This is a genomic window from Chryseobacterium sp. CFS2, assembly GCF_036543225.1.
GTDB classification, from domain to species: domain Bacteria; phylum Bacteroidota; class Bacteroidia; order Flavobacteriales; family Weeksellaceae; genus Chryseobacterium; species Chryseobacterium culicis_A.
Window position 1 is genome coordinate 1 of sequence record NZ_JAZHQU010000014.1, and the last position, 21,162, is coordinate 21,162.

Sequence of the window (21,162 nt, forward strand, 5' to 3'; positions counted from 1 at the left end):
TTTTGAGAAAACTACTAAAACAGTCGGGGCGGCAGGATTCGAACCTGCGACCTCCTGGTCCCAAACCAGGCGCGATGACCGGACTACGCTACGCCCCGAGGGTGTCATCAGTAACGATATTTACTTCGTTTTTGCGGTTGCAAAGGTACAATACTTTTTCAAATAAAAAAATAAAATGAAGAATAATTTTAAATTAATTTTTCGTGAAAACTTTTTTGTTACCTTTACCAGACTAATAACCATTGACTTATCTTGTTTTAAAAATGATGAAAAAATTTTCATTTTTTTTCTCCTTTATTTCATTTTTAAGACCTGAACCGTTTGTTTATGGGAGTTCGTTTTTAAGATAACAGGAAATGAAAAAAGAAGAATTTTATCAAATTTATATCCCCGTATTGGAAAAGGCTTTTCAAAATGATTCCATTAATTTGGGTTTTTATGTGAAATCTCCAGAAAATTATCTGGATGATGAACTTGCTGGTAAAGTTGAACAATACTTAGAAGAGCATGAAGATACATTTCTTGAAAAAGTTGCTTATTATTTTGATGCAAAATCTCACAACTTTCCTTCTGTGCAAGGAGTTAAAATTGATTTATATAAAGCTGACCTGGTAGATGAAATGGTAAAGATTAAAAAAAGTTTTTGATTCATTGAAACAGAATCCTATTATCATGAAATATAAAAATATATATGTAAAAGTTGAATATAATTTTTTGCTGTTGGTTTGCCTTTTGGTCATATTATCTTCCTGCTGTGAAAATCAAAAACTTATTAAGCATGAAATTGCTAATGTGTCAATGAGCTTGCCTGAATCATTTATCATTAAGAAAGAACCGGCCGAAGACTCAAAAGTATTTAGTATCAATACCGGAAATAATAAGCGTATAGGTTATATTTATTATGGTGATTATAAGCCATTTGAGGAAGATTCTTTTTTCATTACTGATGATAAAGAATTATATGAAAAATATAAAAACAGAGAGTTAAAAGCTTATTTCTCAAAAAATACTGAAAGAGATAGTAAAAATGGTATTTTTAATGTTAATTATTATTACTACGATACAATCAATAAATACAGAGCACAAATTATGATGCCGAAAAAAGCAAATAAAGGACTTATCGGGATCCATTTTGACAGCGTAGATATTTACAAAAATAAAATGGCAATTATTGTGAATGATTTGAGTGAAGAAAATAAAGAACTGTTTTTAAAGGTCTTTAAAAGTATTAAAATCAATTCTGCTCAGCATTAATGTTGATAAAAAAATAAAATACAAAGTGATCATTACTCAATTACATATACTAGACTGGTACGATGATATTATAACATCAGTTACTTTATTTGAAAATGATGTGTATGTTTTTAATTGCATTCAAAAAGATTTTAATAATGGAGAGAAAACATATTACTGTGTAAAAATAGATGAAATATCATCTCAGCAAATTCGGGATGTAATAGAGAAAAAGAAACTTACTACAAGTGATTGGAATATTATCAATTTGATTTTTGAAAAGAATAATAAAAATGACCATGTTTTTTTACTGAAAACAGAATCATTATCCATTGGCTCTGATATTATTTTTAAGAAAATAAAAAAAACGGATATCAGATCTATTAAGCTTCCTTTTGATATTTCAACTTTACATACTACAGCAAAATAATAATGAAGGATATATTTGAGTTTAAAATTGTGATTCATGAAAATCTGCCGGATACTTTTATTATCGAAAAATTTATTGTTTTTCTTGAAGAGCGTTCGGTGTATTGGGGTGGAGGCGGTTCTGATAATCAAATAAACGGAAGTCTATATACTGATGAGAATGTGATGATTACTATTAATGATTTTATAAAAGAGTTTGTTACATTTTTCATCAATCTTAAAATTGAGATCAGTAAAATTGAAATTAATATTGAAGATTATTATTTTCACTCTTTTGAATATGATGATTTTGTGAAGACCCATTTATCATTGCCTATACACATTAGCCGTTGGAAGATATAAAAAGCCAAAGTATATAAGCATTTATCGAAAATTCCACTAAATTTTTATGAAAAAATATACAGATACCAATACCTACTACCTGTCAAATTTTTTAAGCAGCGATGAGGTACATTATGAAAATCTTTGGTTGTTTTATAATCGTGGAGACAGATTTCAGCTGGGTGATTTTTTTCATGATCAAAAAAAAGTTTATTCTTTTTTATGGGAATATGGGGATGCGGATATTTTAATGAAAATTGATGAATGGAAAAGAGCTTTCAGGAGAAATAATATTGAAATTTTACAGGAATCTAAGCTTCATAGCCGGAACTACTTATCATCTGGACAAAAGGTATATCTGGACTGCCTGGAAACCGATTTTATCACTGCTGATGAAAAATTTAATGACATTACAGCGTATGATATCGGACAACGCTTTGTTCAAATTGTGACAGATGAAGATATTTCTTTTGAAGATTTCGACTTAAGTTTTCTGGAATTGTCTGATAAAGTGGATAAGTTTAAAGCTTTAATCAGGATTTTAGACATAAATGGTATCTGCGCATTAATCTTAAATGGCTATCATCACCGTGGAGAATTGCTTAAAGTTTGTATTGTTAAAAATGATGAAGTGTGTTTGGAAACAGCAGAGATTTTACCTTTACCTATCTTTGAAAATACTTATGTTGCGATGCCATTTAATTGGTGAAGGTAAAGTTTTTCTTATATAAGTATTTGATCTTACAATATTTTGTACTTTAAAAATGTTCATCATCATTTGATAAGAGCTATATTTATGACTAATTCTAAGTAAGTGATGAAAAAAGTATTTATTGTTTTGTTTTTTTTGTTAGGTATTACAATAGTTTTTGGACAAGCGGCTATTGGAAATACTCAATATGAAAAATTACAAACCTTTTTAAAAAAAGATAGTTTAGCATTTCAACAGTTTTTAATTGCTAAAAAGTGTTTTTGCAGAGAGAATTTTTTGACTCTTGATGAGCTTAGATTGGGAAAAAAATCTAATAATTCAACTAAAGATTTATATGAATTATTTCAACCGTTAAAAAAAGAAGGGTATTTATTCTTTGTAGCCATTGATGTTCAAAAACTAGCCTCATTTTTTAATCGTAAATTGATCAATGAATATGCTTCAAGTAGAGGACGTATGAGTGATGATGTGAATAGAATTGATCATAAAAATATACTATGTGAAACCATTTCTTCACAAACTAAATATAACTATAGTGAATACGTTAGTTTCATTAATAATTTAGATAATTATGCCATCCCAATGAATAAAGGAACGGCTTTTCTTAAAGAGGAAACATATTTGGATGAGTTATACTATTATTATCCCGGTAAAATAGAAAGGTGGTATAACTTTGGCGATGTTCATAAAATCATGGATGTTGAATAATGCTGCAGGGTCTTGCTCTTTGCGGAAAAAATAAAACAAAAAGCTTTTAAAGCTAAAACCTCGCAAAATGTGAGGTTTTTGTATTAACAAGAACCGCTAATTCCTATCTTTGCCGCATGAAAAGATTAATGTTGCTGTATGTACTTTTCCCTGTATTTCTATTCTCACAGACTACCGGAAAAGTGATCAAAATTTCAGACGGAGATACCATTACTTTATTGTTAAAAGGAAACCAGCAAAAAAAGCTCAGACTGGCCGAAGTTGATTGTCCGGAAAGTGGGCAGGCCTTCGGGAAAAATGCGAAACAATTCACTTCAGCTCAGGTATTTGGAAAAACGGTAAGTTTTGTGGAAACGAATACGGACCGCTATGGAAGATCCATTGCAAAAGTGTATTATGATGACGGAAAATACCTTTCCAAAGAGCTTATCAAAGCAGGGATGGGATGGTGGTATTTTTCTTATTCAAAAGATGCTTCATTGGGGAAAATTCAGGAAAATGCCAAAAGTAAAAAGATGGGTCTTTGGCAGGATATTAATGCCGTTGCTCCATGGGATTACCGTAAAATGAAACGTGAGCTTAGGAATAATAAGAAAATTGAGGCTGCTAAAACCGGAACAAAAGCAAAAGCTGTGGCGTAAATATTCGGTCATGAAGCTGGAAGTTATTCAGTGGAAGATAAGGATGATTTTGTGAAAACTTGTCGAGTTGAATATGCTTTGTTTTTTTTAAAAGACAACACAAAAAGTAAAGTAACCGTTCTTGAAATTTGATATGAAAAGGATTTTAATTCAAAATATTCCTTCCGTTCAGCTTAAAAAAACATAGAGGAAAAACATTATTTGGGTGTTGTAATTATTTGTATTATAGCGTTTTGTAATTACTCGTACTTCTTTTAATAATAATCCGTACTCATTTTTTAAAACCAATAAGACAGAATACGTTTATTCGGTCGCATAGGATTTTTTACTTTTTCAAATTTGTATCAAGATAATTGTTAAACATTAAACAACGATACAATGAAAAACTCATTCACATTTTTAGCGGTTCTATTATTATTCATCAGTACCTTTTCTTTCGGACAGAATTTTTCGCAAAAGATAGATTCTATTATAAAGGATAATTATCAGAAAAATCCGGAGGTGGGAATCAGTGTTGGTTTCATCAGTAATAATAAAGAATATTATACAGCATATGGTAAACTGAGCAAAGAAAGTTCAATGAATATTGATAAGAATTCCTTATTCGAAATTGCTTCTATTACAAAAATTCTGACTTCAAATTTAATAGCACAAGCTGTTATCGATAAGAAATTAAAACTGGAGGATTATATTGACGGTTACCTGCCAAAAGGGTATCATCTCCATGAAAATCTTAAGAATAAAATTAAAATTTCGGATCTGGCTTCTCATCAGTCAGGCTTACCTGATATAGATTTTGGAAAGTTGATCGAACTGAATCCTCAGCAGCCGGTAAGTAGTGTTACCGAAGAATCATTAATCTCCATCATCAATAATTGTAATGAGCTTATTGACTATGGCAAGTACCGTTATTCTACAATGGGCTATACATTACTGGGGCAGATATTGGAAAAGGTTTATGGCAAAAGCTATGATGAAATCATTCATAAAAAAATAATCGGTCCTTTGAAAATGACGAATACCTTCACAAAAGAGTTCAATGTGAAAAATAAAACAACAGGTTACAATCCCAACGGTGGAGCTCAGGAGTTTTTCAAATGGAATGTTACTGCATCCGCCGGATTGGTTAAATCCAATGCTTCTGATATGGTTACGTATCTGAGAGCGATTCTTACGAAAGGAAATCCAGTTTCAAATGCCGCGTTAATCACAGAAAACATCTATTATAAAGATGAAAAAAGAGAAATGGGCTTAGGGCTTAACATCAGTACGGATGACCAGAATACAATCTATTTAAAGTCTGGCGATTCCATGGGAGAATCTTCAATCATCTGCTACAACAGAGCTAAAAATTGGGGATTTATCATCCTTCTGAATAAAAGAGACTCTAAAATGAGACAAAACCTGTTGAATGAAATCTACGAGAAAGTCTTGAAGTAAACAGGAAAAAAGATCATAATACATGAAACCAAAAACCTCACAATTTTGTTGTGAGGTTTTTAAATTTATATCTAAGGTTTAGATTTTATTTAAGGATTAGATTTCACTGCATCATACATCATAGAGTTTTTCTGCTGATCAGTATAATCGTATTTGTAATGGTAGAATGAGGATTCCCAGTCTCCATACCCTACATTGGGAATAATAATGAATTTTTTACCAAAATCATCAGCTGAATTTTTCACGGCAGCAGAACGATCTGTTTCTGATTTTTTATCAAATATATCTGAGAAATCAGCAAGGTTATCGCCTAGCAGCAAAACAATATTGTAATTTTTAGCAATATCTTTTCTTCGGTTTTCTTTACTGTTTTCTTTTGATCTTAAAATAAGGCTGGCATCGCTTTGAAGCGGGAAATTATATTTTTTTAAATTCTTCAAAGTTCCTTCGCGCTCCGCTTCGGCACGGTTGGTCACATAAAAAACCTGAATTCCCTTACTGGCTGCATACTGATAAAATTTTTGAGAACCTGTAAGTGGGGTAGCAATACCTTTTGCAGTCCATTCTTCCCATGTTTTCTGGTCATAATTCTTTCCCATTTTTGAGCGCTCCACAGCGTAATAAGAATTGTCTAAAAAGGTCTCATCAATATCAGAAACGATGGCTAACGGTTTGTCGGATTTCTGCGCTAAAGCTTCATCCAAACGGAGGGTCGCAATATTATAAGCCTGAAGACATAATGCTTCATATTCAGCAGCTCTTTGCTGGTAAAAAGCTGCATATATTTTTCCGTCACGTCCAAGGTTTTGATAAGGTGTATCCTGGATGGAATTCTTTGCAACCGGAGCTGCCGTTGTACACGATATAACTGAAGCCAACAAACAGCTTGCGATAATGAGATTTAAATTTTTCATTGAATTTGAATAGGAAGAACAAAATTATGACAATTTGATTGTATGACAAGGATTTTTGGAAAGTAAAAAAAGGAGACCGGTAACAAAAACAGACCAGCCTCCTAAAAATCAAATATATCTTTTAAAATTATTTTATCTTTTATTCTCCTTTAAAATCAGGGTTTCTTTTTTCTATAAATGCGCCAATACCTTCCTGATGATCTTTCGTATCGAATAATTCCCCGAATAAAGCAGCCTCCTGTTGCAAACCTTCTGTAATAGGTAAATCTACACCTGTGTTCAACGATTGTTTTGCTTTCGCTATGGCTACCGGACCTCTTGAGGCTATTGTTGCCGCTAATTTCCGGGCTTCATTCCATAATTCTGCAGGAGCAATCACACGGTTTACAAAACCTAATTCTTTACAGGCTTCTGCTGAGTAAAATTCGCCGGAAAATACCATTTCTCTTGCTTTGTACAATCCAATTGCTCTCGGTAAGCGTTGTGTTCCTCCAAAACAGGGTAATAATCCAAGCGTTACTTCCGGTAATCCGAATTTTGCTTTTTCACTTGCCAGAATGAGGTCACAGGACAAAGCCAGTTCACATCCGCCACCTAACGCAAAACCGTTGACCGCTGCGATCACTGCAAATGGTAATGCTTCAATGGAATTGAACGCGGTTTGAGCCATGGTAGAAAAATCTGTGGCTTCTTGGGGTGTCATCCCTTGCATTGCTTTGATGTCGGCACCTGCAACAAAAGCTTTTTCCCCGGATCCGGTAATGATTAAAACACGAATGTCTTTGTGAGATCGGATCTGTTCTGCAAATGATTTCAGTTCTTTTAAAACAGTTTCATTCAAAGCATTTAAAGCTTCAGGGCGGTTAATGGTTAAGGTGCCAATATATCCTTCCTGTTGGTATAATAATGTTTCAAAATTCATGATTACTGATGTTTGTTTAAGAATTGAATAATACTTGAAAAATCGCTGGTACCATTTCCGGCTTCACTCCAGATTCTATAAAGATTTAAAGCGGCATTTCCCAATGGAGTCGAGGTTCTGGTTTCCAGTCCTGCTTCTGCAGCCAATCCCAAATCTTTTGTCATTAAGTCTACGGCAAAACCTCCCGAATAGGCTCTTGATGAAGGAGCGTTTTCCATCACTCCCGGATAGGGATTATACACTTCCAACGACCAGTTTCTGCCGGAACTTTTCTGCATGATCTCACTTAATATTTTAGGTTCTAAACCGTGACGGACTCCTAAATTGATGGCTTCAGAAGTACCGATCATATGGATGGCTAAAAGCATATTGTTACAAATCTTTGCCACCTGTCCCGCACCGGAGTCTCCTGCATGAAAAATATTCTGTCCCATACATTTTAGAATAGGTCTTGCTTTTTCATAGTCTTTGGTTTGGCCGCCTACAATAAAGGTTAATGTTCCTGCCTGTGCTCCTGCAGTACCGCCGGAAACGGGAGCATCAATCATTTTACATCCTTTCGAAGCAGCCAATAGGGCCACAGAACGGGCGGTTACTGCATCAATAGTACTGCTGTCAATGATTAATGTATCAGGTTTCAATTGGCTGATGAATTCTTCAGAATAAAGTTCTGCAACATGTTTACCTGATGGAAGCATTGAGATGACTACATCAGCGTCCTTAGCAGCTGTTATAGCTGAGTCTGAGGTTTGTCCGCCTGCAGAAACCAGTGCTTCTGAAGCGGAATGGGAAAGATCAAATCCGATAACGTGATGACCTTTCTTTACAAGGTTGATGGCCATAGGCCCACCCATATTTCCTAATCCTATAAATGCTATATTTGACATATTTAATCTTTTTTTCCTAAGTTTTTTAATGGATGTTCTTCATGAGCCCAAAGCGGAGTAAAATAGCTGTCTACCCATTCTTTGGTAATATCAGGTAAGGTAGCAGGCTGCCATTTTGGGGAAAGGTCTTTATCTACCAGCAATGCTCTTACACCTTCTGCGAAATCAGGATGAATGCAGCATTGGCAGGAAAGATTTAATTCAGATTGAAAAACTTCTTCAAGGCTTAGATTTTCACCTTCTTTCAATTGTCTGAAAATGATGTGTGCTGAACTTGGAGAGCCTGTTTCAAAGCTTTTTATTCCTGTATTGATCCATTCGTCCTTATCCGGATGCTGTATCAAAATTTCTCTGAACTCTTCTAAAGAATTTGCCCCTTCAAACTGTGCGATGAATGAATGATGTATCTGTGCCTGTGATTCGGGTGTGGAGGTTTCTTTAGAGATATTTTCCAGAATTGCAGAAACTGTCTGATGGTTATTTCCATTCCATTGGGCATGATCGAGAGCATCTAATAGAGCCATTTTTGAACTGGAAGAAATATAGTAATCTGCCAGTCCTAAAAACTTACAGTCAGCACCATCTAATCTTGCCCCCGTTAATCCTAGATAAATTCCATAAGCAGAAGGCATTTTATTTAAAAACCAGGTACCGCCTACATCGGGATATAAACCAATAGTAATTTCCGGCATTGCCAGTTTGCTTCTTTCAGTAACAATACGATGAGAGGCTCCCACCATAATTCCGATTCCGCCACCCATTACAATTCCGTGTCCCCAAACAATGACAGGCTTCGGATAGGTATGAATGAGGTAATCTACCTGGTATTCCTTTGAAAAGAAATCGAAACACTGCTGAGGGACTTTTGTACCGTCAATGCTTTGCTGCTCTATAATGGCATCATGTAGTTTTCTTACGTCTCCTCCGGCACAGAGCGCTTTTTCACCTGCTCCCTGAAGAAATATACAGGCGACTTCACCAGAGGTCTTCCAGTCTTCCAGAACAGCTTTCAGTTCTTCAATCATTTCTAATGAAAGCGAATTGAGTGTTTTTTCGGAATTCAGGGTGATGATCCCGACTTTATTTTTTATTTCTGTTAGTATTAAACTCATTTTTACTCTTTTGAATTAACGGATTTGTATCATAGCTCCTTCTTCTAAAATCTTTCTTGAAATTACCAGTTTCATAATTTCATTGGTTCCTTCCACCACCTGATGTACTCTGGCATCACGCATAAGACGTTCCACAGGAAAGTCTTGTGTACATCCATAACCGCCTAATATTTGTATTGCTTCATTGCATATATTAAAACACATGTCGGTTGCCAGACGTTTTGCCATAGCACAGTAAGTAGTAGCATTTATATCATTTGAATCCAACTTGAAAGCTGCTAAATGTACCATCTGGCGGGCTGCCACCAGTTCTGTTGCCATATCAGCGATTTTAAACTGAAGCGATTGAAACTGTGCTAATGATTTCCCGAACTGGAGCCTTTCATGCATATATTTTTGGGCCTGGCTGATAGCTCCCTGTGCAGCTCCTACAGAGCAGGTGCCAATATTAATACGTCCGCCATCCAGTCCTTTTAATGCTATTTTAAATCCTTGTCCCAACTCACCTAAAAGATATTTTTCATCTACTTCTACATGATCAAAGAAAACAAATCGGGTCGGCTGGGTATTCCAACCGAGTTTTTTTTCTTTTTCTCCAAAACTGATCCCTTCAGAATTAGCCGGTACTATAAAAGCACTGATTCCTTTTGGGCTAGAATCTCCGGTACGCGCCATTACGATGAGTATATCACTTTCACCTGCTCCGGAGATGAACGCTTTTGTTCCGTTAATAATGTATTTATTGTCTTTTTTCACTGCCGTTGTTTTTAAGGCTGCTGCATCTGACCCTGAGCCAGGTTCTGTAAGACAATAGGATCCTAATAATACTCCTGATGACAAATCCGGACATAATTGCTTTCTGATTTCATCATTCCCAAATTCATCAATCATCCAGGAGACCATGTTGTGTATGGTAATGTAGGCGGTAGTGGAAGGGCAGGCTGCAGCCAGTTCTTCAAATATAATGGCAGCGTCCAGCCGTGATAGCCCCAGACCTCCGGCATCTTCACTGGTGTAAACGCCACAAAAACCAAGTTCTCCGGCTTTTGCGATAGCTTCTCTCGGAAATATCTTCTGAGCATCCCATTCCGAAGCATAAGGAGCCAGTTCTTTTTCGGCAAATCTTCTTGCGGCATCCTGAAATGCCCGTTGATCTTCATTTAGGTTGAATTCCATAGAAAGGTTATTTTAAACTGATCGTCATATTCAGATCGCCTGCAGGAATATCTTCTTCAAACCAACGTGCTGTAATCGTTTTGGTTTCTGTGTAAAAACGAATACCTTGTTTTCCGTAAGAATGCAGGTCGCCAAAGAATGATTTTCTCCATCCTGTAAAAGAGAAAAACGGTAATGGAACGGGAATCGGAATGTTTACACCGATTTGTCCCACTTCAATTTCATGCTGGAATTTTCTTGCCGCTGCTCCTGAATTGGTAAAGATGGAGGTTCCGTTTCCATAAGGATTGGCATTAATGATTTTAATGGCTTCATCCAATGTTTCCGCCTTTAATAATAATAAAGCAGGGCCAAAAATTTCTTCTTTGTAAATGTCCATATCTGTTGATACGTTATTGAATAACGTTGCTCCTACAAAGTATCCGTTTTCATAGCCTTCCACTTTACAGTCGCTGCCATCCAGTAATACCTCAGCTCCCTGATCATAGGCACTTTTAATCAATCTTAAAACCTTGTCTTTTGATTGTTGGTTTATCAGAGGCCCGAAGGCAGCAGATTCATCAGACCATACTCCGGGTTTAATGGTGCTTAGAGCTTTTTTGATATCGTCCACCCAGTTTTGAGCTTCACCTACCAAAACAGCTACGCTGATGGCCATACAACGCTGACCGGCCGCTCCGCAGGAAGCACCTACAAGATTGTTAACAACCTGTTCTTTATTGGCATCCGGCATGACTACCATATGATTTTTTGCTCCGCCAAAAGCCTGAACTCTTTTCAGATTATCGGTTCCTGTACGGTAAACATGTTCTGCTACAGGAACAGAACCAACAAATGAAATGGCTTTGATTTCCGGATGGTTCAGAATATGATTCACCTGATCTTTGGAGCCGTGAACAATGTTCAGAACTCCTTTAGGAAAACCAGCTTCTAAAAATAGCTCAGCCATTTTCATAGAGGTCATGGGAGTTTGTTCTGAAGGTTTTAAAATAAAGGTGTTTCCACAGGCAATGGCCATTGGGAACATCCATAAAGGGATCATTGCAGGGAAATTGAAGGGTGTAATTCCTGCGCATACTCCAAGTGGCTGGATATAGCTGTAGGTGTCAACACCTCTTGCTACATTTTCTACTGTTTCTCCCATCATGAGGGTAGGAATGTTGCAGGCATGTTCTACCACTTCAATTCCGCGCCATACATCTCCCATGGCATCCGGGAATGTTTTTCCGTTTTCTCTGGAAAGGATTTCAGCAATTTCTTTTTGGTTTTCTTTTAAAAGCTGCTGGTATTTTAAGAATAATCTGGCTCTTTCCGGGGTAGCTACTTCTTTCCATGTTTTGAAAGCTTCCTGAGCAGCTTCTATGGCTTGATCTATTTCAGCCAGTTCCGTGAGTGGAACTTCTGCAAGGGTTTCCTGTGTTGCAGGATTTTCTACGCGAAGATGTTCTGTCGCTTTACTTTCTGTAAAATTTCCGTTGATTAATATTTTTACTTTTTGTGACATGATGTTTAGATTGAGAGTGAAAAGTTGAGAGTAAATATTCATTTCACTCTCAACTTTTTATTACATTATATTACCAACAGATCAACAAATTCGTTGACATCTAAGTTGACAAGAGTATCATATTCTAAAGAGTTTTCTAATACAATTCTCTGTTGTTTTTCCGGGAATATTCTGGCAAGGTTTACTTTATATTTCTTGATCAGTTCAGGAATTCCTTCGTCTCTTCTACGTTTGTGGCCGATTGGATATTCTACAACAATTTCGTCTAAAACAGTTCCGTCGTTTAATTCTACCGTTAAAGCATTGGCAATGGAACGTTTTTCAGGATCATGGTAATCCGTAGTGAACTGTACATCTTCTACACATTCAATTTTATCACGAAGAATGTCGATTCTTGGGTCTGTTGCTACATTATCTTCATAATCAGCAGCTGTCAATCTTCCGAAGATCAGTGGAACTGCTACCATGTACTGAATAGCGTGGTCGCGGTCAGCAGGGTTGTTCAGTGGTCCTTTTTTATCAATGATACGAATACATGCTTCGTGGGTACGGATTGTTATTTTTTTGATATCTTCAGCAGATTTTCCTGATTTTTTTAACTGATGGTGTAAGGTCATAGCTGCTTCTACAGCCGTTTGAGAGTGGAATTCTGCAGGGAATGAAATTTTGAACAATACATTTTCCATCACATAAGAACCGTATTCTCTCTGGAATTTGAATTCATTTCCTTTAAAAGACACATCATAGAATCCCCAGGTTTTTGCTGTTAATACGGATGGATAACCCATTTCCCCTGTTTTAGCAATAAGGGCTAAACGTACAGCTCTTGAAGTGGCATCTCCGGCAGCCCAGGATTTACGGCTTCCGGTATTGGGAGCATGGCGGTAGGTTCTTAAAGACTGTCCGTCTACAAATGCTAATGAAACGGCATTGATCAGTTCATCACGGGTTAAGCCGATCAGTTTTCCGACAACGGCTGTAGAGGCTAATTTTACCAATAATACATGGTCTAAACCTACTTTGTTGAATGAATTTTCCAATGCGATAACTCCTTGAATTTCATGGGCAATGATCATCGCTTCCAGAACCTGTTTCATTTTAAGCGGAGCTTTTCCTTCTGCAATATTTGTTCTTGAAAGCCAGTCTGCTGTTGCTAAAATTCCGCCCAGGTTATCTGAAGGATGTCCCCATTCAGCGGCCAGCCAGGTATCATTGAAATCTAGCCAACGGATAATTGCTCCGATGTTGAAAGCAGCCTGTACGGGATCCAGCTGAAATTGTGTACCCGGAACTTTAGCTCCATTCGGAACTATGGTACCTTTTACAATGGGTCCTAAAAGTTTGGTACATGCAGGATAGGTAAGTGCTTCCAGTCCACAACCGATTGTGTCTAATAAACAGTAGTGGGCTGTTTTCCATGCTAAATCATTTTTGATTTCATAGTGTAATACATAATCTGCAATATCTGTTAATACCTGATCCGGCTGTGGTCTTTCGTTTGAAATGTGTGATGACATCTTTATTTTTTAGTTTAATTATGATTGATTTTTTTATTTTCTGTTTTCGATGGATACAAAGTCTTTATTTTCTGGACCTGTATAATTGGCACTTGGACGGATAATTTTCCCATCCTGTCTTTGTTCAATAATGTGTGCGCTCCATCCTGTGACTCTTGAAATCACAAATAGTGGAGTAAACATCAGGGTAGGAACTCCCATCAGATGGTAAGATACTGCGGAGAACCAATCCAGATTAGGGAACATTTTCTTTTCTTCCCACATCACAGTTTCCAGCCTTTCAGCGATATTGTACAGCAGCATATCTCCGGCTTCCCCGGAAAGTTCTTTCGCTACTTTTTTGATGACTACATTTCTTGGATCTGACAGGGTATAAACAGGATGTCCGAATCCTATAATTACTTCTTTGTTGGCAATACGTTTTCTGATATCTTCTTCTGCCTCATCAGGAGAGTTGTATCGGCTCTGGATCTCAAAAGCCACTTCATTGGCTCCCCCATGTTTAGGGCCTCTCAAAGCTCCGATAGCCCCTGTGATACAGGAATAAAAGTCTGATGAGGTTCCGGCAATGACACGTGCGGTGAAAGTAGAAGCATTAAACTCATGTTCGGCATACAGATTAAGGGAAATTTCCATTGCTTTCACCCATGAATCAGGAGCTTTTTTACCATGTAAAAGGTGAAGGAAATGTCCGCCAATAGTATCATCATCAGTCTCTACATTGATTTCTTTACCATTGTGGGTATAGTGATACCAGTATAAAAGCCCTGAACTGAATGATGCTAATAATTTATCTGCAATATCTCTTGCTCCGGCTACATTGTGATCATCTTTTTCCGGCTGAATGCTTCCAATTGCTGAAACCATTGAACGCATGACATCCATTGGGTGTGCAGCTGCCGGAATACTTTTTAAAATATTTCTAACAGAATGAGGAAGACCTCTCAATGATTTTAATTTTGCTTTATAGTTTTTGAGTTGAGCTTCAGTGGGCAGCTGACCATAAATAAGCAGGTAAGCAACTTCTTCAAATTGTGCTCTCTCTGCAAGATCCAATATATCATAACCTCTGTAATGGAGATCATTTCCACTTTTTCCTACACTGCAAAGAGCGGTATTACCTGCTGTCACTCCGGAAAGTGCTACGCTTTTTTTAGGCTTAAATGTTGGTTCGCTATTCGTTGACATGAGTATTTTGTTTAAAAAGGTTATCTAATTTTTGTTCATAATCGTGGTAGCCAATACTTTGATAGAGTTCTTCTCTTGTCTGCATTGTATCTAGCACATTGGCTTGTGTTCCGTCTTTACGGATATGTTGGTATACATTCTGTGCAGCTTTATTGGCAGCTCTGAAGGCAGAAAGAGGGTAGAGGACGAGTCCTACACCTGCATTTTTCAGTTCTTCTACAGTGTACATTTTGATCATTCCAAATTCCGTGATATTGGCTAGTACAGGAATCCCAGTAGCATCAACAAATTTTTGATAAAAGCTTAAATCAGGAACTGCTTCAGCAAAAATGAAATCTGCCCCGGCTTCTTTATAAGCGATGGCTCTTTCTAGCGTTTTTTCCAGTCCTTCACTGGCAAAAGCATCTGTTCTGGCTCCGATCACAAAATTTTCATCGGTACGGGCATCTGCTGCGGCTTTAAGCCGGTCCACCATTTCCTCTTTGCTTACGATTTCTTTTCCGGGGCGGTGTCCGCAACGTTTTGCTCCCACCTGATCTTCAATGTGAATGGCAGCAGCTCCGGCTTTGATTAATGATTTTATCGTTCGGGCAACATTAAAAGCGGAAGGTCCAAATCCTGTATCAATATCTACCAAAAGTGGTAAATCACAAATATTAGTAATACGCTGAACATCTATGAGTATATCATCCAGAGTTGTAATTCCTAAATCAGGAATTCCTAAAGACCCTGCAGCAACACCTCCTCCTGAAAGATAGATGGCATTAAAACCAGCCTGCTGTGCCAATAATGCATGGTTTGCATTGATGGCTCCAACAATCTGAAGGGGATTTTCTTTTTCCATAGCCTCCCGGAATTTTAAGCCGGGCGACTTCCAATTTTCATTTTTGATCATTATAATATTTATTGTTGAGTTGAAATTTGTTTGTCATTAAAGAAGCGGAAGAGCTGTAAAGACATCGCTTTTGAGTAAAAAGTAAAAAGTAGGAAAGGAGTTGGGGAATCTTCCCATTGTGCAGATGTCGGGAATTTTGAGAACCTCTGATTGTACAGGTTTGTAAAATAAACCTGTTGGAACTCCACGAATAATTAAAATTGCTTTGGTACACCTTATCCCTTTTTACATTGATTAAAATCCTATAAAAAGTTCTCTGTAAACTTCGCGGTGCTTTATTAAGAAAGAAAAATTACGGAAAGGGGATACGAATGAGCTACAGAATCATGAGAAGTACACAACGTACGCTCATATTCATCTCAAAAAATAACACAGTTTGATAAAAAAATTATCGTACTATATCCATATCGCATCATACCTGACTGTAAGCTTCAAATCGCGAAAGCATCGTCAATACGAAATAGGCAGGTCTCCTGACTTGTAACTGTTTTTATCATCCTTCCCATATAAAAAATATACAGTGGATATCAATTGATAAAAACTTTTTGTATGTTACTTACAGTTGCGCGACAGTTCGTGATTTACACACGATTCCCTTTTAATACACAGCTAAGTGTAACCAGTTTCGGTTGATAAAGAAGGTTTTAAGAACTCCTTGGTGGTAAATATAAGTATTTTATAATAACGAAAAAGATATTTTATGTAATCAATAGTTTTTTTAATTTAATGTATTGAAAATGTTTTAGTTGTAATCTGTGTTTTGGGAGTAGAACAGCTTGTTTGTGTTGTTAAATTAATATAAAACATGACCATAAAATTAAAGATAGTTAATAAATTTGCTGTTTTATTTTTATTTTACAAATCTTATTAACCGAATATAATTGACCATGGTAGAAATTACAAAATTTAAACAAAACTTGAATCTGCAGGAAATTCCGGTAGAACTGGAAAAACTGATCTACTTTCAGAATACTATTTCCTCGTATGAAAATTATTCACAAGGTTTTGGTGTTTTAATTGATGATAAATCCGGATTGAAAAGCTGGAGTGAGGACGAAAATTTTCTGAATAATTTACTGCCTTTTGCACAGGCGAATGGTTCCGGTTCCTTCTATGCCATTTGGAATAACGGAGTAGAGCAGCCTTTAAATAAAATGCCTGTGGTAGTTTTTGGGGATGAAGGCGGTGTTCACATTGTGGCTGAAAATATACTGCAGTTTTTGCATCTGCTCACTTTTGACAATGAAATTTCAGTAGGGCTTGATGAAGCTTATTTTTATAAAGAGGAAGATGATTATGAAGAGAGTGAAGGATTAAGTGAATATTTAGCCTGGATGAAAGGAGATTATGGGCTAAGCCAGATTGTAGAACCTGACTTATTGATTAAAGCTGCTCAGGATAAGCATAAAGAACATTTTGATGAATGGTTGGGGCAATATTTCGAATTATAAATTTTATGATAGCTCCAATAAACAAAAAACCTCACAATAAAAATTGTGAGGTTTTTTTGTGAGCGCGAAAGGATTCGAACCTTTGCCGTCCCGATTAAAAATCGGGATGCTCTATTTTGTGAGCTATAAAAAGATTTTTGATTAAGAGTAAACACAAAAAAAGACTCACTGTTTCCAGTAAGTCTTTAAGTGAGCGCGAAAGGATTCGAACCTTTGACCGTCTGCTTAGAAGGCAGATGCTCTATCCAGCTGAGCTACGCACCCATTGAGTAGTTTTGAGAAAACTACTAAAACAGTCGGGGCGGCAGGATTCGAACCTGCGACCTCCTGGTCCCAAACCAGGCGCGATGACCGGACTACGCTACGCCCCGAATATATAAAAAACAGCGGAGGGTAAGGGATTCGAACCCTTGCGACACTTTCGCGTCGACAGTTTAGCAAACTGCTCCATTAACCACTCTGGCAACCCTCCTTTTTGTTTATTTTTTAATGATCGTTGTTCCGTTATTGCGAGTGCAAATATAGAACAGATTTCTTTATTTACCAAATAAAATTCAAGAAAATTTTGTGTATTTTTGAAGTAATAAATCATTCAAAAACCAAACTGATGCGTAAGACATTATATATCATCGGATTAAGCACATTCGTTTTTTCTTGTACTTCTCAACAAAATGTAAAAAAAAATACATACAAACCGAAAACCCCAATAACACAGGCGAAACCAACGGTTAAGGTAACCCCTCCGGTGGCTCCAAAACCAAAAGTAGTTTCTGATCATGGAGTAGATTTTTTTACTACTAATATAGCAGACCCAACAAAAAATGATAATACGATAAGTTATGGTTCTATTGTATCTGCAAAACCAGGTGGCTATAAAGTGGTAAAGACTTATTTTCCTGCGGTTGCTCAAAATTTCAGGCAACGTTATCTGATATTACATTATACCGCAATTCCGGATGATAAATCTATTACCGTTCTTACCCAGCAGGCGGTGAGCGCTCATTATCTCGTAAATAATACAGGAGATAATGAAATCTATCAGTTGGTAGATGAAAACAAAAGAGCATACCATGCAGGAGTAAGTTCATGGAGAAATGACAAAAATCTTAATGATACTTCTATTGGGATTGAAATTGTAAATGCCGGCTATACTACAGATGCTACAGGAAAAAGAACTTTTGCTCCTTTTAGTGATGAACAGATAAGAAAAGTGGCAGCACTGGTTAAAGATATTGTAACGAGATATCAGATTCAGCCTAATTATGTACTTGCTCATTCAGATATTGCTCCTACAAGAAAACAGGATCCGGGACCTATGTTCCCATGGAAAAAGTTATATGACGAATACCAGATTGGGATGTGGTATGATGAAGCAGCCAAGCAAACTTATCTTGAGGCAGCACAGGCAGACATCACGGCAAGATATAATGAATCCAGCTTTATTTTCCTTATTCAGACTTCATTGCAGAAATTTGGATACGGATTGGAGCCTAACGGAACCTGGGATGATGCGACTAAGAAAACCATTGAAGCATTCCAGTACCACTTCCGTCCACAAAATTATGACGGAATCATGGATGCGGAAACATGGGCAACACTGCAAGCTTTAAATCAAAAATATCCCGTAAAATAATTCAAATTAAAGCGCATCGGTTAGATGCGTTTTTGCTATCTTTAAACGATCAAAAACAGTAAAATATCTGTAATGGAAAATTTCAGAAAAGAAAGTGATTTATTAGGCGAACTGAATGTGCCTTTAGATGCTTATTATGGGGTTCAGACACAAAGAGCTATCAACAATTTTAAAATTTCAGGACAGCTTTTGTCTTCTTATCCGGATTTCATAAAAGGATTGGCGTTTGTAAAAAAAGCAGCTGCTAAAACCAATTATGAACTAGGGCTTCTAGACGAAAACCTGTATTTTAAAATAGCAGAAGCATGTGATGAAATTGTAGAAGGGAAATATCATGAGCAGTTTCCGGTAGATATGATTCAGGGTGGAGCAGGAACTTCCATCAACATGAATGCCAATGAAGTGATTGCCAATATCGTATTGGAAAAATTAGGAAAAAATAAAGGAGAATACGAATTCTGTTCACCTAATGATCATATCAATCTTTCTCAGTCTACCAATGATGCTTACCCTACAGCAATCAAAATGGGATTGCTTCAGATGAATATCGGACTGGTAGAAAAACTAGAAAGGATTATTACCGCTTTCCGCGCCAAGGGACAGGAGTTTCATGATGTTATCAAAATGGGACGTACGCAGCTTCAGGATGCCGTTCCAATGACTTTGGGACAGGAGTTTGAAGCCTATGCTGCTACTTTGGAAGAGGATATTTCCAAGCTCAATAACAATGCAAACCTTTTTGTAGAAGTGAATATGGGAGCAACGGCTATCGGAACAGGATTAAACGCTCCGGTAGGATATGCCACTCTTTGTGCTAAAAACTTAGCTCAGATTACAGGATTCCCGATTGTTTCAGCTCCGGATTTAGTAGAAGCTACTCCTGATACAGGATCTTATGTTATCTACTCTTCAGCAACAAAACGTCTTGCCGTGAAATTATCAAAAATATGCAACGATTTAAGATTACTTTCATCAGGTCCAAGAGCAGGTCTTTTTGAAATCAATCTTCCACCAATGCAGCCTGGATCTTCTATCATGCCAGGTAAAGTAAATCCGGTGATTCCGGAAGTGGTAAACCAGGTTTGTTTCAAAGTATTCGGAAATGATCTTACCGTAACTTTCGCTGCAGAAGCAGGACAATTACAGCTGAATGTAATGGAACCGGTACTTTCTCATGCCATCATGGAAAATATCAACTTCCTTTGCAATGCCTTAGATACCCTTCGTGACAAGTGTGTAGTAGGAATTACTGCCAATAAAGAAATTTGCCTGAATATGGTGAAACACAGCATCGGTATTGTAACAGCATTGAACCCTTATATCGGGTACAAACAGTCTACACAGATTGCAAAAGAAGCACTGGAAACCGGAAAAAGCGTTTACAACCTTGTTCTTGAAAAAGGAATTCTTTCTCAGGAAAAACTGGATGAAATCCTTGATCCGAAAAACATGCTGAAACCGCATAACAAATAAATCCTATCAACGATGAATGATCAATGATAACGGATATCCTAAAAAGCTTCTTATCATTGATCACTCATCATTAATCATTTATAATTCCGTGAGGTTTTTAATTATAATTCCTGCCCATAACGAAGAAGACAACCTCCCGTGTACTCTTGATTCTTTACAACAGCAAAGCTGTAAAGATTTTAAAGTAGTGGTGGTAAACGATGGTTCTACAGACAAAACACCTGAAATCATCCGGAAATATACCGAAACTGATTCCCGTTTTGAAACCGTTAACCTTCAGAAATCTGAACATCAGCCGGGATCTAAAGTGGTTCATGCTTTTAAAAACGGACTTCAGACCCAATCTATGGCTGAGTTTGATATCATCTGTAAATTTGATGCCGATATCATCCTTCCGGAAAATTATCTGACAGCAGTAGAAACTGCTTTCGCCAAGAACCCTGAATATGGGCTGGTAGGAGGACTTCTGTATATTGAAAAAGACGGAAACTGGGTGTACGAAGGGAATTCCAATAAACATCACGTAAGAGGTCCTATGAAAGCTTACCGAAAAGAATGTTTTGTTCAGATCGGTGGTTTAAGGGAAACGTTGGGCTGGGATAATATTGATTCCATATTACTTGATAATCTGGGATGGAAAGAAGTGGTGCTTCCGGAGCTTCATGTGAAACTGATTAAAGTAAAAGGAGCTGATTACACCATACGTCCGGCAGATTATTATGGAAGGTATTTTTATTTCCTGGGACTGAACAGGTTTCTGGCTTATATTGCCTCTTCCAAAGAAGCCATGAAAAGCAAATCTGCTTCATTTTTCTTCGATATTATCAAATCTTATGAGAGTTGCAGATCAAAGAAGCTGGAGCTTAAAATTACTAAAGAAGAACAAAAAGCGGTTAATGATCAACGTTGGAAAATGTTGAAAAAGAAATGGCTGAAGATGTAGAAGATGATTTTTTATACGTTGTAAATGCTCATCAATAGAAACGGTTTTTAACTCGTTTAACAA

At 36.9% G+C, this 21,162-nt stretch carries 21 protein-coding genes, 4 tRNA genes and 1 riboswitch; of the genes, 12 read left to right on the forward strand and 13 right to left on the reverse strand.

The annotated features are described in order from the left end of the window. Window positions 1–23 precede the first annotated feature (23 nt). Window positions 24–98 (reverse strand) — tRNA-Pro (locus tag ODR02_RS22745). 258 nt (window positions 99–356) lie between these two features. On the opposite strand from ODR02_RS22745, the gene ODR02_RS22750 reads away from it, so the two are divergent. The 8 genes from ODR02_RS22750 (at window position 357) to ODR02_RS22785 (ending at window position 5,484) form a co-directional block, all read left to right on the forward strand. Then, window positions 357–647: a hypothetical protein gene (locus ODR02_RS22750; RefSeq protein WP_209785710.1), complete on the forward strand. Its 291-nt coding sequence runs from the start codon at window positions 357–359 to the stop codon at window positions 645–647. Between the two features lie 25 nt (window positions 648–672). Beyond that, window positions 673–1,254, forward strand: coding sequence for a hypothetical protein (locus ODR02_RS22755; RefSeq protein WP_209785709.1), 582 nt, complete (start codon window positions 673–675; stop codon window positions 1,252–1,254). 25 nt (window positions 1,255–1,279) lie between these two features. Further along, window positions 1,280–1,663, forward strand: coding sequence for a hypothetical protein (locus ODR02_RS22760; protein WP_209785708.1), 384 nt, complete (start codon window positions 1,280–1,282; stop codon window positions 1,661–1,663). 2 nt (window positions 1,664–1,665) lie between these two features. Then, on the forward strand, window positions 1,666–2,004 hold the full coding sequence (locus ODR02_RS22765) for a hypothetical protein (protein ID WP_209785707.1): 339 nt from the start codon (window positions 1,666–1,668) through the stop codon (window positions 2,002–2,004). Window positions 2,005–2,050: 46 nt separating this feature from the next. Beyond that, complete coding sequence (locus ODR02_RS22770) at window positions 2,051–2,692, forward strand: hypothetical protein (RefSeq protein ID WP_309513637.1); 642 nt, start codon at window positions 2,051–2,053, stop codon at window positions 2,690–2,692. A gap of 108 nt (window positions 2,693–2,800) precedes the next feature. Further along, on the forward strand, window positions 2,801–3,403 hold the full coding sequence (locus ODR02_RS22775) for a hypothetical protein (RefSeq protein WP_309513638.1): 603 nt from the start codon (window positions 2,801–2,803) through the stop codon (window positions 3,401–3,403). Window positions 3,404–3,519: 116 nt separating this feature from the next. Next, complete coding sequence (locus tag ODR02_RS22780) at window positions 3,520–4,044, forward strand: thermonuclease family protein (protein ID WP_309513639.1); 525 nt, start codon at window positions 3,520–3,522, stop codon at window positions 4,042–4,044. 378 nt (window positions 4,045–4,422) lie between these two features. After that, on the forward strand, window positions 4,423–5,484 hold the full coding sequence (locus ODR02_RS22785) for a serine hydrolase domain-containing protein (protein ID WP_309513640.1): 1,062 nt from the start codon (window positions 4,423–4,425) through the stop codon (window positions 5,482–5,484). An 89-nt stretch (window positions 5,485–5,573) separates the two neighbouring features. On the opposite strand, the gene ODR02_RS22790 is transcribed toward ODR02_RS22785, so the two are convergent. From ODR02_RS22790 to prpB, 9 genes are all read right to left on the reverse strand, one after another. After that, complete coding sequence (locus ODR02_RS22790) at window positions 5,574–6,398, reverse strand: 5'-nucleotidase, lipoprotein e(P4) family (RefSeq protein ID WP_309513641.1); 825 nt, start codon at window positions 6,396–6,398, stop codon at window positions 5,574–5,576. A 139-nt stretch (window positions 6,399–6,537) separates the two neighbouring features. Beyond that, window positions 6,538–7,320 (reverse strand): enoyl-CoA hydratase/isomerase family protein, encoded by a 783-nt coding sequence (locus ODR02_RS22795; protein WP_309513642.1) that lies wholly within the window; start codon window positions 7,318–7,320, stop codon window positions 6,538–6,540. Window positions 7,321–7,322: 2 nt separating this feature from the next. Next, complete coding sequence (gene mmsB / locus ODR02_RS22800; protein WP_309513643.1) at window positions 7,323–8,207, reverse strand: 3-hydroxyisobutyrate dehydrogenase; 885 nt, start codon at window positions 8,205–8,207, stop codon at window positions 7,323–7,325. A 2-nt stretch (window positions 8,208–8,209) separates the two neighbouring features. Beyond that, window positions 8,210–9,319 (reverse strand): enoyl-CoA hydratase/isomerase family protein, encoded by a 1,110-nt coding sequence (locus ODR02_RS22805; protein WP_309513644.1) that lies wholly within the window; start codon window positions 9,317–9,319, stop codon window positions 8,210–8,212. Window positions 9,320–9,334: 15 nt separating this feature from the next. Continuing rightward, a complete protein-coding gene (locus ODR02_RS22810; protein WP_309513645.1) occupies window positions 9,335–10,495 on the reverse strand; it encodes an acyl-CoA dehydrogenase family protein in 1,161 nt (386 codons plus the stop codon). A 7-nt stretch (window positions 10,496–10,502) separates the two neighbouring features. Further along, window positions 10,503–11,999 carry a CoA-acylating methylmalonate-semialdehyde dehydrogenase gene (locus ODR02_RS22815; RefSeq protein WP_309513646.1) on the reverse strand — a complete coding sequence of 499 codons (1,497 nt, stop codon included), beginning with the start codon at window positions 11,997–11,999 and terminating at the stop codon, window positions 10,503–10,505. Window positions 12,000–12,064: 65 nt separating this feature from the next. Continuing rightward, window positions 12,065–13,516 carry a bifunctional 2-methylcitrate dehydratase/aconitate hydratase gene (locus ODR02_RS22820; protein ID WP_309513647.1) on the reverse strand — a complete coding sequence of 484 codons (1,452 nt, stop codon included), beginning with the start codon at window positions 13,514–13,516 and terminating at the stop codon, window positions 12,065–12,067. Window positions 13,517–13,549: 33 nt separating this feature from the next. Beyond that, the gene (gene prpC, locus ODR02_RS22825; RefSeq protein ID WP_309513648.1) at window positions 13,550–14,704 is read right to left on the reverse strand and encodes a bifunctional 2-methylcitrate synthase/citrate synthase; all 1,155 of its coding nucleotides are present in this window, start codon (window positions 14,702–14,704) and stop codon (window positions 13,550–13,552) included. Continuing rightward, the gene (gene prpB / locus ODR02_RS22830; RefSeq protein ID WP_309513649.1) at window positions 14,691–15,599 is read right to left on the reverse strand and encodes a methylisocitrate lyase; all 909 of its coding nucleotides are present in this window, start codon (window positions 15,597–15,599) and stop codon (window positions 14,691–14,693) included. Before prpB ends, prpC begins: the two co-directional genes overlap by 14 nt. Before the next feature lie 446 nt (window positions 15,600–16,045). Continuing rightward, window positions 16,046–16,238: riboswitch (cobalamin riboswitch) on the reverse strand. 248 nt (window positions 16,239–16,486) lie between these two features. Here prpB and ODR02_RS22835 point away from each other — a divergent pair. Next, the gene (locus ODR02_RS22835; RefSeq protein ID WP_309513650.1) at window positions 16,487–17,050 is read left to right on the forward strand and encodes a hypothetical protein; all 564 of its coding nucleotides are present in this window, start codon (window positions 16,487–16,489) and stop codon (window positions 17,048–17,050) included. 190 nt (window positions 17,051–17,240) lie between these two features. Here ODR02_RS22835 and ODR02_RS22840 read toward each other — a convergent pair. From ODR02_RS22840 to ODR02_RS22850, 3 genes are all read right to left on the reverse strand, one after another. Then, window positions 17,241–17,314, reverse strand: a tRNA-Arg gene (locus ODR02_RS22840). A 32-nt stretch (window positions 17,315–17,346) separates the two neighbouring features. Then, window positions 17,347–17,421 (reverse strand) — tRNA-Pro (locus ODR02_RS22845). Between the two features lie 16 nt (window positions 17,422–17,437). Beyond that, window positions 17,438–17,522 (reverse strand) — tRNA-Ser (locus ODR02_RS22850). Between the two features lie 135 nt (window positions 17,523–17,657). On the opposite strand from ODR02_RS22850, the gene ODR02_RS22855 reads away from it, so the two are divergent. The 3 genes from ODR02_RS22855 to ODR02_RS22865 all read left to right on the forward strand — a co-directional run bounded on the left by ODR02_RS22855 (window position 17,658) and on the right by ODR02_RS22865 (window position 21,099). Beyond that, complete coding sequence (locus tag ODR02_RS22855; RefSeq protein WP_209785693.1) at window positions 17,658–18,683, forward strand: N-acetylmuramoyl-L-alanine amidase; 1,026 nt, start codon at window positions 17,658–17,660, stop codon at window positions 18,681–18,683. A 72-nt stretch (window positions 18,684–18,755) separates the two neighbouring features. Continuing rightward, window positions 18,756–20,156, forward strand: coding sequence for an aspartate ammonia-lyase (gene aspA, locus ODR02_RS22860; protein ID WP_034700201.1), 1,401 nt, complete (start codon window positions 18,756–18,758; stop codon window positions 20,154–20,156). A gap of 16 nt (window positions 20,157–20,172) precedes the next feature. Further along, entirely contained in the window at window positions 20,173–21,099 is a 927-nt protein-coding gene (locus ODR02_RS22865; RefSeq protein ID WP_245169763.1) for a glycosyltransferase family 2 protein, read from the forward strand. Window positions 21,100–21,162: the final 63 nt, after the last annotated feature.